Annotated in this window: 14 protein-coding genes; 7 read left to right on the top strand and 7 right to left on the bottom strand. The window is 68.5% G+C overall.

Annotated elements, in window-relative coordinates; translation table 11 throughout:
* The first annotated feature begins 142 nt into the window (after positions 1–142).
* On the top strand, positions 143–1108 hold the full coding sequence (locus C8E96_RS28090) for a pirin family protein (protein ID WP_091383309.1): 966 nt from the start codon (positions 143–145) through the stop codon (positions 1106–1108).
* A 4-nt stretch (positions 1109–1112) separates the two neighbouring features.
* Here the strand turns inward: C8E96_RS28090 and C8E96_RS28085 are convergent, their stop codons facing one another.
* Entirely contained in the window at positions 1113–1415 is a 303-nt protein-coding gene (locus tag C8E96_RS28085) for a sporulation protein (protein ID WP_091383310.1), read from the bottom strand.
* A 144-nt stretch (positions 1416–1559) separates the two neighbouring features.
* Here C8E96_RS28085 and C8E96_RS28080 point away from each other — a divergent pair, with 144 nt between their 5' ends.
* The 3 genes from C8E96_RS28080 (at position 1560) to C8E96_RS28070 (ending at position 3562) form a co-directional block, all read left to right on the top strand.
* Positions 1560–2402 carry a mechanosensitive ion channel family protein gene (locus tag C8E96_RS28080; protein WP_091383311.1) on the top strand — a complete coding sequence of 281 codons (843 nt, stop codon included), beginning with the start codon at positions 1560–1562 and terminating at the stop codon, positions 2400–2402.
* Positions 2403–2477: 75 nt separating this feature from the next.
* Positions 2478–2945, top strand: a complete 468-nt coding sequence (locus C8E96_RS28075) for a hypothetical protein (RefSeq protein ID WP_133794842.1) — start codon at positions 2478–2480, stop codon at positions 2943–2945.
* Positions 2942–3562 carry a hypothetical protein gene (locus C8E96_RS28070; protein ID WP_133794841.1) on the top strand — a complete coding sequence of 207 codons (621 nt, stop codon included), beginning with the start codon at positions 2942–2944 and terminating at the stop codon, positions 3560–3562. The genes C8E96_RS28075 and C8E96_RS28070 overlap by 4 nt, the downstream gene beginning before the upstream one ends.
* Here the strand turns inward: C8E96_RS28070 and C8E96_RS28065 are convergent.
* The 4 genes from C8E96_RS28065 to C8E96_RS28050 all read right to left on the bottom strand — a co-directional run bounded on the left by C8E96_RS28065 (position 3495) and on the right by C8E96_RS28050 (position 7159).
* Positions 3495–3959, bottom strand: coding sequence for a DUF6328 family protein (locus C8E96_RS28065; protein WP_091383314.1), 465 nt, complete (start codon positions 3957–3959; stop codon positions 3495–3497). The two genes, C8E96_RS28070 and C8E96_RS28065, sit on opposite strands and share 68 nt — an antisense overlap.
* Positions 3960–4041: 82 nt before the next feature.
* Positions 4042–4323: a hypothetical protein gene (locus C8E96_RS28060; protein ID WP_133794839.1), complete on the bottom strand. Its 282-nt coding sequence runs from the start codon at positions 4321–4323 to the stop codon at positions 4042–4044.
* Positions 4324–5723: 1400 nt separating this feature from the next.
* A complete protein-coding gene (locus C8E96_RS28055; RefSeq protein WP_091383546.1) occupies positions 5724–6125 on the bottom strand; it encodes a hypothetical protein in 402 nt (133 codons plus the stop codon).
* 59 nt (positions 6126–6184) lie between these two features.
* Positions 6185–7159 carry a DNA polymerase domain-containing protein gene (locus tag C8E96_RS28050; protein WP_091383547.1) on the bottom strand — a complete coding sequence of 325 codons (975 nt, stop codon included), beginning with the start codon at positions 7157–7159 and terminating at the stop codon, positions 6185–6187.
* A 148-nt stretch (positions 7160–7307) separates the two neighbouring features.
* On the opposite strand from C8E96_RS28050, the gene C8E96_RS28045 reads away from it, so the two are divergent.
* Both C8E96_RS28045 and C8E96_RS28040 read left to right on the top strand, forming a co-directional pair.
* The gene (locus C8E96_RS28045) at positions 7308–8681 is read left to right on the top strand and encodes an FAD-binding oxidoreductase (RefSeq protein WP_228770308.1); all 1374 of its coding nucleotides are present in this window, start codon (positions 7308–7310) and stop codon (positions 8679–8681) included.
* A gap of 13 nt (positions 8682–8694) precedes the next feature.
* Entirely contained in the window at positions 8695–9948 is a 1254-nt protein-coding gene (locus tag C8E96_RS28040) for a class I SAM-dependent methyltransferase (protein ID WP_176926852.1), read from the top strand.
* A 685-nt stretch (positions 9949–10633) separates the two neighbouring features.
* Here C8E96_RS28040 and C8E96_RS28035 read toward each other — a convergent pair.
* Together C8E96_RS28035 and C8E96_RS28030 are read right to left on the bottom strand one after the other, a co-directional pair.
* A complete protein-coding gene (locus tag C8E96_RS28035; RefSeq protein ID WP_091383551.1) occupies positions 10634–11383 on the bottom strand; it encodes a maleylpyruvate isomerase family mycothiol-dependent enzyme in 750 nt (249 codons plus the stop codon).
* A 126-nt stretch (positions 11384–11509) separates the two neighbouring features.
* Positions 11510–12595, bottom strand: a complete 1086-nt coding sequence (locus tag C8E96_RS28030) for an ABC transporter ATP-binding protein (RefSeq protein WP_091383552.1) — start codon at positions 12593–12595, stop codon at positions 11510–11512.
* A gap of 270 nt (positions 12596–12865) precedes the next feature.
* Here C8E96_RS28030 and C8E96_RS28025 point away from each other — a divergent pair, with 270 nt between their 5' ends.
* Positions 12866–14137, top strand: coding sequence for an ABC transporter substrate-binding protein (locus C8E96_RS28025; protein WP_228770309.1), 1272 nt, complete (start codon positions 12866–12868; stop codon positions 14135–14137).
* Positions 14138–14145: the final 8 nt, after the last annotated feature.

Genomic DNA, 14145 nt, shown 5'->3' with positions numbered 1-14145 from the left:
CAGTGTCGGGGCACACACGGATGGTCGCAACCGGGGAGTGGTTGGCGGGTTCTTGCCCCGGTTCGTCTACTGGGACCATAGGTATAGGTATCGGGATAGCCTGATCGGACGAGCGCCGGTGCGACTGAGAGTGGGTGCGTGAATGAGCAACCTGGAACAGGCGCCCGCCGAGCTGGTCTGCTCGGCGGACACCGCGCCGACGGGCAAACTGCTCGACGGACGCCAGGTGCCGCTGGGCGGGCCCCGGTCGATGCTCGTGCGCCGGACGCTGCCGCAGCGTGAGCAGTCGCTGATCGGCGCCTGGTGCTTCATCGACCACTACGGCCCGGACGACGTCTCCACCACCGGCGGCATGGCCGTGGCCGGCCACCCGCACACCGGGCTGCAGACCGTGTCCTGGCTGTTCAGCGGCGAGGTCGAGCACCGCGACACCACCGGGGCGCACGCGATCGTCCGCCCGGGTGAGATCAACCTGATGACGGCCGGGTCGGGCATCGCGCACTCCGAGCACTCGCTGCCGGGGACGTCGGTGCTGCACGGGGCGCAGCTGTGGATCGCGCTGCCCGACCGCGACCGGTTCGTCGACCCGGGGTTCGAGCACTACGCGCCGCCCGTGCACGACCACGAGGGCGCACGCGTCGTGGTGTTCCTCGGAACTCTGCTGGGTCACACGTCGCCCGTGGCGACCTACACGCCGCTGCTCGGGGCCGAGATCACCCTGCGGCCAGGGCAGCACCTGCGCCTGGACGTGGAAGCCGGGTTCGAGCACGGCGTGCTCGTCGACACCGGCGAGGTCCGCGCCGCCGGAGTCACCGCGAGCGCCGGGAAGCTGGTCTACCAGCCGACCGGGTCGACCGTCCTCACTCTCGAAGCGGGCGACGAGCCCGCGCGGGTGCTCGTGCTCGGCGGCGAGCCGCTGGGGGAGCGGATCGTCATGTGGTGGAACTTCATCGCCCGCTCGCACGACGAGATCGTGACCTTCCGCGAGCAGTGGCAGCGGGCCCGCTCCGGAGCGGAGTCCGGGCGCTACGGCGAGTTCCCCGAGCAGTGGGCCGAGACGCTGCCCGCGCCGATCCTGCCCAACATCCGGCTCAAGTCGCGCGGCTGAGCCGTCACCGCCGGGTGATCAGGACGGCGACGACCACCGCGCCGACGGTGCCGATGAGCCGGTTGACGTCGATCGCGGGCCGCCACCGCACCGACGAACCGCGGATGACGAAGGCGCCCGCGGGCCGGGCGACGACACCGAAGCCCGCGCCCTCGGTGACCATCCCCATGCCGCTCCCGCCGCCACCGCCGCCGTGGATGGTGGCCGCGGCGATGACGGTGACCCCGTCGCGTTCGCACGGTTCGCTGTAGACGGTTCGCGCGCTGAGCGCGCCCTTGGCCAGCCGAAACGCGTCGAGATAGGTCATCGCGAATCCTCCCAGGTCAACGGTAGGCAACGCGGAGTAGGCGGGCGACCTCACCAGTGCGGATGTGTAACCGACGGCGATGTGGGTAACTCCTCGGCCAGCGGCCGCGAACCGTCGCGGACCCCTGCTGGAAGGGAGAACGCCATGGACTTCGGCCAAGGCCTATCCGATGCGTGGGCGTCGATCATCACCTTCGTGCCGAAGCTGCTGATGTTCCTGGTCATTCTGTTCATCGGTTGGCTTCTCGCCAAAGCGATCGCCAAAGCCGTCGACTTCGGCCTGGAAAAGGTCGGATTCGATCGTGCGGTCGAGCGCGGCGGCATCAAACGCATGTTGGACCGCGGCAAGTACGACGCTTCCGACATCATCGCGAAGATCGTCTACTACGCGATTCTGCTGATCGCCCTGCAGATGGCGTTCGGCGTGTTCGGGCCGAACCCGGTCTCCGACCTGCTGACCGCTGTTGTCGCGTGGCTGCCGAAGGCCATCGTGGCGATCATCATCGTGGTCGTGGCCAGTGCGATCGCCTCCGGTGTCAAGGACCTGATCAACAACACCCTGGGTGGGCTGTCCTACGGGCGGATGCTCGGCACGATCGCCTCGGTCTTCATCCTGGCGCTAGGCATCATCGCCGCGCTGAACCAGATCGGTGTGGCCACCACGGTCACCACCCCGGTTCTCGTGGCGGTCCTCGCGACGGTCGCCGGCATCCTGATCGTCGGCGTCGGCGGTGGTCTCATCAAGCCGATGCAGAACCGGTGGGACGGCTGGCTGAACCGCGCGGAGCAGGAGATCCCGAAGATGCGCGACGAAGCCGCGGCCACCGCGCCGCGACAGGGCGCTCCTGAGTCGAGCGAGACGAGCCAGATGGGGGCCAGGCCCGTGAGCCATGTCCCCGCGGGCGGCGTGGACCCGAGTGCGCCGACCACACCGATTCCGCCCACTGGTGCGCCGATGCCGCCGTCGAGCGGTTACCGACGCACTTGACGGGTTTCCCCTCCGGTCACCGGGGTAGCCACCATGCAAGACGGCGTAACCGACTCGACCGGAGGGGCCAAGACCATGGCCGAGCACACCCCTCGCGTAGCGGACGCGATCAACACCTTGGTGGCCGCGGTCCGAGACCGCGACATCGATGTCGTGTCCGATCTGCTCGCCCAGTGGTGCCGACCCGCCTCGGACTCCGACCTTCTCGCCATCGTGACCGCGCTGATCAGCGCGGGTGGGCGGAAGATCCTGGAGTCCGAGGCGGTTCAGCTGTCCGACGCGGCTTTCGCCGTGGAGGTGCAGAACGCCGACGGGCTGCCCGTCGACATCGACTCCATCGCCCCGCCGGTCCGCGCCGTGCTGCGCGCGCAGCTGGCGTGGCTCAACGACCGGCCGGAGGACGTCACCGACCAGATCCGGCTCGTGATCGACGCCGGCGACAGCCACGACCGGATGTCCATGCTCGTGCACGCACTCGTCTGGGCTGTCCAGGTGGGCGTCGGCGAGGACGGCGAGTCTACAGAGGACTTAGGGGGTCGATGACGATGACGGACATGGCCGCGCGCGGACCCGCCATCGTGTGGCGGGGACCGGTGGACGCCGACCTCGCGGTGGTCCTCGACCCGGCGGGGGAGGCCAGTCACGGGGAACTGCCCGCGACGTGGCGTCCGCTGACCGACAAGCTGCGCATCGGCTGGGTCCGGCTGCCCGCGGACGGCCCGGGCCTGGCGGCGCTGACGTCGATCCTGAGCGAGACCAAAGGCAGGCGCGTGCACATCGTGACCGCGGGGGTGGCCACGGAGCCGGTCCTGTGGGTGGCGGGCACGCAGCCGCGGAAGGTGAAGTCCCTCGTCGCCATCGACCCGCAGTCCTGCGCCCCCGACTCGCCGTGGGGGGAGTGGGCGCGCGCGTTGGAGGACAAGGGGGCGGTGGTCCGGTGCTTCCAGACCGCCCAGGAGGACGTGGACCTGCGCAGACCGCCGCCGGCGCCGCTGGGTCTGCCCGAGGTGGTCGCCTGGGTGGCGGAGACGATCGCGGCGACGGAACCCCCGTCGAGCGGCCTGCGCGACACCATCGCCCGCGGCTTGCGGGCTATGCGCCGCCACCGCGGCGCCGGTGGCGGGCGGGCACGGCGAACCACAGGGTTCCGAACCCGATAGCGGTGACCGCGGCCAGGATGGCCGCCGCGGGCTGGCCGATGATCACATCGGTGAGCAGCAGGACGGTGCCAGTGACCGCCAGGGCGAGCGTGGCCAACCCGACGATGGCGAACGTGTTGGCGCTGTCGACGATCAGGTCGCGCCTGCCCTGCCGGAACAGCACCCGATGCCACGCCGCGGGCGCGGTGAACAACGCGATCGCCAACACGGCGAGCAGCACTGTCACCAGATGCACCATCTGCTGGAACTTCGTCGCCTGTTCGTAGGACTCGGTGAACGTCACGGCGAGAAGGAAGCCGAAGAGGATCTGCACCCCGGCCTGAGCGACCCGCAGTTCCTGCAGCAACTCGTTGACGTTGCGCCGCAGCCGGTCGCCTTCGCTCTCGTCGTCCGTCATCGGTGGAGCAACCCGATGAGGATGAAGTAGACACAGCCGCCGACCACGATGGCCAGGGTCAGGTTGAACATCAGCCGGGCGATCATGGCCCACCCGCCGCGCAGTCGTAGGGAATCTCGCCGCGGCGGACGCACCCGGCGGCGGTGATCAACCAACCCTGGTTGAATTCGGCGAGGAACATCGTGTCGGCCCCGGCCCGCACGATGGCGCCGTCACCCCACACCTCGGTCTCCTCGATGGTGGCGGGCTTCAACTTCTCAAGGACGGCGGCACATTCCTCATCCTGAAGCACCCGCGGCGCGAACAGGGCGCAGGCTTCCTGGGGGCGGTTCTCGGCCAACGCCCCTTGAAAGGCCCGCGCCACGTCTTCCGCCTCCCGGATGCGATCGCCCCCACAAGCTGAGAGACCCACCAGGGCAGCGAGCACCACAGCGACCCGCCTCATCAACATGAATCGACGGTACTAGCGATCAGTGCCTTTCGCCTGACGTCGCGGGTCGAGGCTTCCCGGACGGCAAGACAGACCTCATTCGGCCAGCCCGCTACCGCCCCACTCACCACCAACCGAACTGCACTGCCCACACCATCACTCGGCCTGCATCCACCAACTCAGGCCGAGCCGCACAGCCAAACCAAACCGCCCACAGCCCCACTCCAAGCGGGTTGCCTTTGCGGTCTTTGGCTTTAATCCCTGCTCTACCCCCTGCCCCCTCGTCCTGGCCATCTTTAACTCTCGATCATCGGTGTCAAGGGTCGGCTTGCCGATCGCGCAGCGACGGCGCTTGCGCCGCCCTTGACGCCGATGATCGAGAGTTAAACAATTATGGCCGAGGGGGACTGTTCTTGTTGGTACCAAAGAGAAGTGGGTGGGCCCCTCTGGCGCGATTGTTTAATTCTCGATCATCGCTGTCAAGGGCGGCCGTAAACGGCCGTCGCTGCGCGATCGCTGCGCGACCCTTGACAGCGATGATCGAGAATTAAAAGCGGCCAGGACGAGGGGCAAGGGGGAAGTGCAGGGGCGAAGAGCCGTCCCTGGAGGTGGCCACGTCTGGAGGTGCAGGGACGAGGGCGTCCCTGATGGTGGCCACGTCTGGAGGTGCAGGGACGAGGGCATCCCCGAAGCTGGCCTTGTTCGGAGGTGCAGGGACGAGGGCGTCCCTGATGGTGGCCACGTCTGGAGGTGCAGGGACGAGGGCGTCCCTGATGGTGGCCACGTCTGGAGGTGCAGGGACGAGGGCATCCCCGAAGCTGGCCTTGTTCGGAGGTGCAGGGACGAGGGCGTCCCTGATGGTGGCCACGTCTGGAGGTGCAGGGACGAGGGCATCCCCGAAGCTGGCCTTGTTCGGAGGTGCAGGGACGAGGGCGTCCCTGATGGTGGCCACGTCTGGAGGTGCAGGGACGAGGGCATCCCCGAAGCTGGCCTTGTTCGGAGGTGCAGGGACGAGGGCGTCCCTGATGGTGGCCACGTCTGGAGGTGCAGGGACGAGGGCATCCCCGAAGCTGGCCTTGTTCGGAGGTGCAGGAGACGAACTGTCGCTGATGGTGGCCCTGTTCGGACGTTCAGGGCGACGAGTTGTCGCTGGTGGTGGCCCGGTCCGGAGGTGTGGGGGACGAGTCGCCCCGTTCGAGGTTCGGGGCGAGCGCTGTCTCCGATGGCGGCCCCATTCGGAGGTGCGAAGTGAAGAACCCTCCCTCGCATGGGCACGGCGGAACCGTCGCCGAGTCGTGGGTCTGGTGCTGCGTTCCATCTGCGAGTTGCGGGTTCTAGTCGATGTCCGGCGGTGTGCGAATGGTTTCCGCCATCGAGCCGCCCGCCTCATCCGCCGACTGGCCTCTCCGGGCGGCGTCGTCCGGGATCTGTCGCTGGGGTTCGGGCATCTCGTAGCCCTCGGGTTCGTTCGTGGCGTCCACGGATTCGTCGAGGTCGTCGATCGGGGCGGCGGCCACGGGGGTGTCCGGGACGTCATCCGGGGTCACGTCCGCCTGTTCGGCCCGTAGTTTCCGCTCCAGGCCCTCGCCCGCGAGTGCCTCCGACGGGGTGGTGCCGTACTTGTCGGCCGCCGACCAGTGTTCGGGGGGTTCGACACCCTCTTCCAGCGGGTCCACGTGCAATGCGTCCTCGTCCAAGTCTTCCGCGCCGGTGTCGGCGGGGTCGAGATCGCTCATGATGGCCTCCCTGGGGTTCGGCTGGGGTCTACCCCCGTCCCCGTTCGGCAAAACGACCGCTACCCGGACGTGGACTCCTCCGCCGCCTTGCGGGCCCGGGCCCTCCGCTTGCCCTCGTGCATCGCCTGGACGCGGGCGACGGGGATGGTGTGGCCTTCGGCGACCAGGTCAGCCGGGAGCGGCTGGGGGTCGGGCATTCCGGTGGCCCACGGGTCGGTGTCGCCGAGCAGCGCCGGGGCCGTTTTCACGGTGAAGTCGGTGGGCTTGACCGACGTGAGGTCCTCCCACGCCACGGGGAACGAGACGGGGGTGCCGGGGCGGATCCGGGGGCTATAGGCGGCGACCACGGTGGCGCCGCCCGACCGGGTGGAGTCGAGGAAGACCTTTCCCGCCCGGTCGTCGACGATGTAGGCCGTCGTGGCCAGGGCCGGGTCGATGCGTTCCGCGCGGGCGGCGATGGCTCGGGTGGCGGCGGCGACGTCCTCCATGGACGCTTCCGGGTCGACCGGGACGAAGACGTGGACGCCCTTCGCGCCGCTGGTCTTGGCCAGGCCGGTGAGTCCCGAGTCGGTCAATGCCTGCCGCACCAGCAGAGCGGCCTGGACGGCGGCGCCGAAGCTGTCGTCGCCCGCCGGGGGGTCGAGGTCGAGGATCAGGTGGGTGACATGGTCCGGCCGCTCCAGCACGGTCAGGGTCGGGTGGTACTCGATGGACCGCTGGTTCGCGAACCACAGGAGGGTTCGACGGTCGTCGCAGAGGGCGTAGGAGATCTCGCGCTTGGAGGCCTCCGCCCACACGGTGGCCCGTTTGACCCAGTCCGGGGTGTATTTCGGCAGGTTCTTCTGCATGAACGGCTGCTGCCCGGGCCGCACCCGCATCACCGACAGGGGCCGGTCGCGCAGCACCGGGATTATCCGGTCGCGGACCGCGTCCAGGTAGTCGACCAGGTCGCGTTTGGTGGCCTCGGCCCCGTCGAACAGCGGCTGGTCGAGATTGGTCAGCGACACCCCGTCGCGCACTTCGTCCTCGCTCACCCGATCACCTTCCCACGCGTGGCGGTCCCGTCAACTCCGATCTTGCGCGAGCGAAATGCGCGCCGGTCGGCTATCACTGAGGGATGACTACGAGACCGCGCCGGTCAGAGCTGTACCGGTCGAGCCGAATAGGGTGAGAATGACAGGTATGACGGGTGCCACGACCAGCGCGGGGACCGCGCACCAGGACCGGGTGGAGCGCCTGCGCGAGCGGTTCGCCGCCCTGCCGCCGGACTCGCCGATCCGGCTGGCCAAGCGCACATCCAACCTGTTCCGCGACCGCAGCGGCGCCGGGACCATCGACGTCGCCGACTTCACCCACGTCCTGTCCGTCGACCCGGAGGCGCGCACCGCCGACGTCGAGGGCATGGTCACCTACGAGCAACTGGTCGACGCGACCCTGCCGCACGGGCTGATGCCGCTGGTCGTCCCGCAGCTCAAGACCATCACCCTGGGCGGCGCGGTCACCGGGCTCGGCATCGAGTCGTCGTCCTTCCGCAATGGCATGCCGCACGAGTCGGTGCTGGAACTCGAGGTCCTCACCGGCGACGGCCAGGTCGTCGTCGCGCGCCCCGACAACGAGCACCGCGACCTGTTCCACGGCTTCCCGAACTCCTACGGCACCCTCGGCTACGCGCTGCGGCTCACCATCGAACTCGAACCCGTGCGCCCCTACGTCCACGTCCGCCACCTGCGCCACCGCGACGCCGCGGGCTACTTCGCCGAGCTGGCCGAGGTCTGCGAGACCCGCACCCACGGCGGCAAGCCCGTCGACTTCGTCGACGGCACCGTGTTCGGCCCCGACGAGCTGTATCTGACGCTCGGCACCTTCACCGACGAGGCGCCCTACACCAGCGACTACACCTGGCTCGACATCTACTACCGCTCCATCCAGGGCCGCACCGACGACTACCTGACCGTCCGCGACTACCTGTGGCGCTGGGACACCGACTGGTTCTGGTGCTCGGCCGCCCTCGGCGTGCAGAACCGCTTCGTGCGGCGGGTGCTGGGCCGCAAACGGCTCCGCTCGGACGTCTACTGGAAGGTCGTCGCCCTCGAACGCAAGCTCGGCGTGTCCGCCCGGATCGACAGGTGGCGCGGCCTGCCCGAGCGGGAGACCGTCGTGCAGGACATCGAGGTCCCGATCGACCAGGCCGCGGCGTTCCTCGACTTCTTCCACCGCGAGATCCCGATCAACCCGGTCTGGGTGTGCCCGGTGCGGCTGCGCGACAAGACCCAGTGGCCGCTCTACGTCATGGACCCGGACTCGCTCTACGTCAACTTCGGCTTCTGGTCGTCGGTCCCGCTCGACCCGGGCGAGCCCGCCGACACCCACAACCGGCTCATCGAGAAGACCGTCACCGAGATGCGTGGCCGCAAATCGCTGTACTCCGCCAGTTTCCACGAAGAGGATGAGTTCTGGTCCCTCTACAACGGACCCGCCTACCGGGATCTCAAGACTCGCTATGACCCCGGGGCAAGACTGCTCGATCTGTACGACAAATGCGTCCGGGGGCGCTGACCAGGGGAGAGCAATGACCACTCCGAGAATCGCTTCGGCTTTCGAGGGCCTCATCCCGCCGGACGGCGGGCTGGCCGTGTCCGCCTATGACGGCAGCGTCGCCGGAAACCCGGACGCTCCGGTCCGATTGGAACTGTCCACACCGGAAGCGGTGACGTATCTGCTTTCCGCGCCAGGCGAACTGGGTCTGGCGCGTGCGTACGTCACCGGCCACCTGACGGTCACCGGCGGCCTCTACAACCTCCTCGACGTGCTGGTGCCGATCATCGACGACCTGCACCTGCGCGACGGCATCAAGCTGCTGCGCGAGTTGGCGCCCACCCACCTGCGGCCCGTCCAGGCCCCACCGGAGGAACTCCCGGGGCGCGCACGGCGAGCGGCCCTCGGGCTGCGGCACTCCAGAAACCGTGACTCCGTAGCCATTTCCCGGCACTACGACGTGTCGAACCGCTTCTACGAACTGGTCCTCGGCCCGTCGATGGCCTACACCTGCGCCTGCTACCCGACCGCGGACGCCACGCTCGAAGAGGCGCAGTGGCAGAAGTTCGACCTGGTGTGCCGCAAACTGGCGCTGGAACCGGGAATGCGCCTCCTCGACGTCGGCTGCGGCTGGGGCGGCATGGCGATGCACGCCGCCGAGCACTACGGCGTCGACGTACTCGGCGTGACCCTGTCGCGCGAGCAGGCATTGTGGGCCCAGAAGGAGATCGCCGCGCGGGGCCTGTCCGACAAGGCCGAGGTGCGCCACCTGGATTACCGCGACGTCACCGAAACCGGCTTCGACGCGGTGTCCTCGATCGGGCTGACCGAGCACGTCGGCGCCCGCAACCTGCCCGCCTACTTCAGCTTCCTCTATGGGAAGCTGCGGCCCCAGGGCAGGCTGCTCAACCACTGCATCACGCGGACGAACACCACCGCACCGCACAAGGTCGGCCCGTTCTTCGACCGCTATGTCTTCCCGGACGGTGAACTGGAAGGCATCGGCGAGATCGCGTCCGCCATGCAGGACAACGGTTTCGAGATCCGGCACGACGAGAACCTGCGTGAGCACTACGCGAAGACACTCGCGGCCTGGTGCGCGAATCTCGATGAGAACTGGGAGGAAGCTGTCCAGGACGCTGGGGTCGCTCGGGCTCGGGTGTGGGCGTTGTATATGGCGGCTTCGCAGTTGGCTTTCGACCGGCATCAGCTTGAGCTGCACCAGTTGCTTGGGGTGAAGGTGGGGGAGAAGGGGGTTTCTGGGATGCCTCTGCGGCCGACTTGGTGAGCTGGTTCTAGCGGCCTGTTCGCCAGCTTCGGCTGGCGGTCAGCGTCATGGAGGGCCCGTTCGCCACGTTGCCCGTCCCGGTCTTGTTCGCGGGCGGCTTGGGGCTGGTGGTGCCTGTTTGGGTGGTTCGCCTTGATTCGGGGACCCCGGAGAAGGACCTGCGCGGGTAAAGCGGGCAGGGTGAAGAAACTGCCCCGCGCCGCGAAAGTTTAGGTCCTTCTCCCCCCGAATCAAGGCGAACCACCCAAACAGGCCGTTCTGTTGGGCCCCTTGCGATTGGCGGTGGTTGGGATGGAGGCCGCGCGCTTCGCCGTTTCGCCGTTTCGCCGCCCTGCCCCCGCTCGCCCCGGCCCGCCGAGTCGGTCACCCGCGTGCAGTCCTGGTCCGCCGAGTCGGTCACCCGCGAGTCGCCCCGGTCCGCCAAGTCGGTCACCCGCGTGCAGCCCCGGTCCGCCGAGTCGGTCAGCCGCGAGTCGCCCCTTCCGGTAAGTGAGTCGCCCATTCCGGCGGGTGAGTTCGACGTTCAGGACGGGAGTTTCCCGATCGGGTGAGGGACTTACCGCGTCCATCTAAGCGGCCGAGCGGCGGCGTTCGATCTCGTCGGGGTGAACCCGCCCGTCGCGCCCGCCGGCGTTGGCCGACTTCCTTGCGGTCGCGGGTGGTGGGACCTCCTGTGGCCACAGCTCTAGAACTGGGTGCGGTCCAGCCAGGTCGCGACCACCGCTGCGTCGCCGACGATGCTCAAGCCGGGGTGGTCGGCGGGCAGCCTGCGGAGCATCGCCAGCGCCAGGTCGGCCGCCTTGCCGCGCACTGCGGCCGTTCCCTTGGCGTGTTCGTGTTCCACCGTGATCCGTCCGTCAGCCGTCCGGAGGATCCACTCGCCGGGCACCGTTAGGTTGTGGTCGGTGGCGTGTAGGTGTAGTGACGTGCCCTCGGCCAGCGGTGCGTCGTCGGTGGCGGGGCGGGCGGCGACCAGGCCCAGCCACTCGGACAGGTTGTCGGCGGCGACGTCGGGTTCCACCTCGAACGGTACTCCGGCCGCGATGGCGGCGTCGGCGCGGTGGATGACTGTCTCGTGTAGGCGTCGGCGGATCCACCAAGCGGTCGGCTTGGGGCCGGTGAATGTCCACACCGGCGTCTCCGGTCCGGCCTTCTCGACGCTGTCGAGGACGAGTTGGGCGCCTGTGGCCATCCAGTCGACCGCTGCCGCCCAGTCAGCCGGGGGTTTGCCGTCGGCGACGGTCTTGGGGTCGATAACGACCTGGGATCGCTCACCGCTGATGGTGGCCGCCCACCGGTGGCCGCGGCCGACGTGGGTGACCAGTTGGCGCAGCGTCCAGCCGGGGCAGGTGGGTACGTCGGCGTCCGGGTCGGCGGTGCGGGTCAAGTCGGCGAAGAGGCGGTTCTGGTCGACTAATTCGGCGGCGAAATCCATGCCGACACCCTAGCCGGCCCGACCGACAATCCCCGCTCGTCCGCGGCCCGCCCAAGCCCACCGGGCGAAGCGCGGCCGCGAACCCCTCGGCGGTCGCGTCGGAGCCGCAGCCTGTCCGGCTCGGGCTCAGTCCAGGCGTTCGCCGGTGGTGGCGTCGAACAGGTGAATCTCCTCGGGGTGGCGCAGCGTGGCGGTGATCGTCTGGGCCAGGGCGGGCGGTGTCCGGCCGTCGACCCGCATCACGACGCGCGGGGTGTTGGGGTCGTCTTGGATGGCGGCGTGGACCAGGGCGTCGGCGCCCAGTTCCTCAACCAGCTCCACGACGAGCGACACCCCGTTCTCCGTGCCCGTCGGCGCCAGCTCCAGCGACTCGGGGCGGATGCCCGCCGTGACCGTGTCGACGCCGCTCCCGACCGCGCGCGGCAGCGGGATGTCGGCGCCGCCCAGGCGCATCGAGCCGTCGTGGACCGGGAGGGTCAGCAGGTTCATGGCGGGGGAGCCGATGAACCCGGCGACGAACGCGTTGGCGGGACGGTCATACAACGCCCGCGGGGTGTCGCACTGCTGCAGCAGCCCGTCTTTGAGGACGGCGACCCGGTGGCCCATGGTCATGGCTTCGACCTGGTCGTGGGTCACGTAGATGGTCGTGGTGCCGAGTCGTCGTTGGAGTGCGGCGATGTTGGCGCGGGTCTCCACCCTGAGTTTGGCGTCCAGGTTGGACAGTGGTTCGTCCATGAGGAACACGGCCGGGTCGCGCACGATGGCTCGGCCCATGGCGACGCGCTGGCGTTGGCCGCCGGAGAGTGCCTTGGGTTTGCGGTCGAGGTACTTCTCCAGGTCGAGCAGCTTGGCCGCCTCGGCGACCTTCTCGGTGATGGTGGTCTTCGGCAGGCCTTGCAGCTTGAGCGCGAAGCCCATGTTCTGGGCGACCGTCATGTGTGGGTACAGCGCGTAGGACTGGAACACCATCGCGATGTCACGGCCCTTGGGCGGCACATGGGTGACGTCGCGGTCGCCGATGCGGATGGTCCCCTCGTCGACGTCCTCAAGGCCCGCGAGCATCCGCAGCGCCGTCGACTTGCCCGAGCCGGACGGGCCCACCAGGACCAGGAATTCGCCATCCTCAATGGACAGGTCGAGCCGGTCCACGGCCCGCACCGGCGGGGATCCGGCGTAGACCCGCGACGCGGAATCGAAGCTGACTTGAGCCATCGCTGCCCATCCTTCATCGGTCGGCACACCGAGCTTCCCAGGATGCCCCATCCGGCGGGGTGACACCAGAGCGCCATGCCGAGTAGGGGTTCTCCGATCGTCCCCAGTTGTTGATTTCGAAACGGTAACGAGCACATGTCGTTCGTTCCCTTGCCGCCAACATGCGAGAACAGTCCGATTAACACCAAAAAGCCGCGCGCCCAGCGCGCGGGGAGCGTTCATCGATCCACTGGAGGTGTCGTGTTTACGCGAGGACCTGTCGCACGCGGAGTGGCTCTCGCAGCCGCGCTGGTGCTGAGCCTCAGTGCGTGTGGAACATCGGATTCGGGCGGTGGCGGCGGCACACAGCCGGGCCCCGCCGCGCTGGAGGGGGTCGGGCCGATCACCCTGGTCACCGGCAAGGACACCTCCGGGAACCTCCAGAACCAGGTCGACGGCTGGAACGCCGAGCACGCCGACCAGAAGGTCACCCTGATCGAGCTGCCCGAGGACGCCGACGCGCAGCGGCAGCAGATGGTGCAGAACGCGCAGACCAAGTCCGACGCGTACACCGTCCTCAACCTCGACGTCGTGTGGACCGCCGAGTTCGCGGCCAACCAGTGGGTCACCCAGTTGCCGGAGGACCAGTTCCCGATCGACAAGCTGCTCCCCGCGACGGTGGAGACCGCGAAGTACTTCAAGAAGCTCTACGCGGTGCCGATCAACAGCGACGGCGGCTTGCTCTACTACCGCAAGGACCTGCTCGACGCGGTCGGCGCGAAGGCGCCGACGACGTGGGCGGAGATGAACGCCGCGTGTGACAAGGTGATCGCGGCCAACCCGGCGGTGTCCTGCTACGCGGGTCAGTTCGAGAAGTACGAGGGCCTCACCGTCAACTTCAGCGAGGCCGTCAACTCCGCCGGTGGTGACGTCGTCGGTGAGGACGGCAAGCCGAACGTGAACACCGAGAAGGCGAAGGCGGGTCTGGACTTCCTCGTCGAGGGCGTCAAGTCCGGCAAGATCGCCGCCAAGGCGCGCACGTTCAAGGAGGAAGAGGGTCGCCGGGCGTTCCAGGCCGGTGAGCTGGTCTTCCACCGCCAGTGGCCGTACCAGTACGCCAAGGCCAACGCGACGGACGGTTCGTCGACGGTCGCGGGCAAGTTCGCGGTGGCGCCGCTGCCGGGTCTCGACGGCCCGGGCTCCTCGACGCTGGGCGGGCACAACTACGCGATCAGCTCGTTCGCCAAGAACAAGAAGAGCGCGTTGGACTTCATCAAGTACATGGTCGACGAGAAGCAGCAGCGGGCCAGCCTGGAGAAGACCAGCCTGGCGCCGACCTGGGCTTCGCTCTACGACGAGCCCGCCTTGGTGGAGAAGTTCCCGTACCTGACCGAGCTGAAGAAGTCGATCGAGAAGGCGAAGAAGCGCCCCGCGGTCGTCAAGTACCAGGAAGTGTCCTCCGCCATCCAGGAAGCCGCGTACGCGGCGATGAGTGGTCAATCAAGCAGCCAGGACGCGCTGGCCTCGTTGCAGACGAAGCTGGAGTCCCTGACCGGTAGCTGATTTCGGCA

Origin of the sequence: Actinokineospora alba, from assembly GCF_004362515.1 — a bacterium.
In the GTDB taxonomy this organism is placed as follows: domain Bacteria; phylum Actinomycetota; class Actinomycetes; order Mycobacteriales; family Pseudonocardiaceae; genus Actinokineospora; species Actinokineospora alba.
This window is presented reverse-complemented; position numbering and strand designations above follow the sequence as displayed.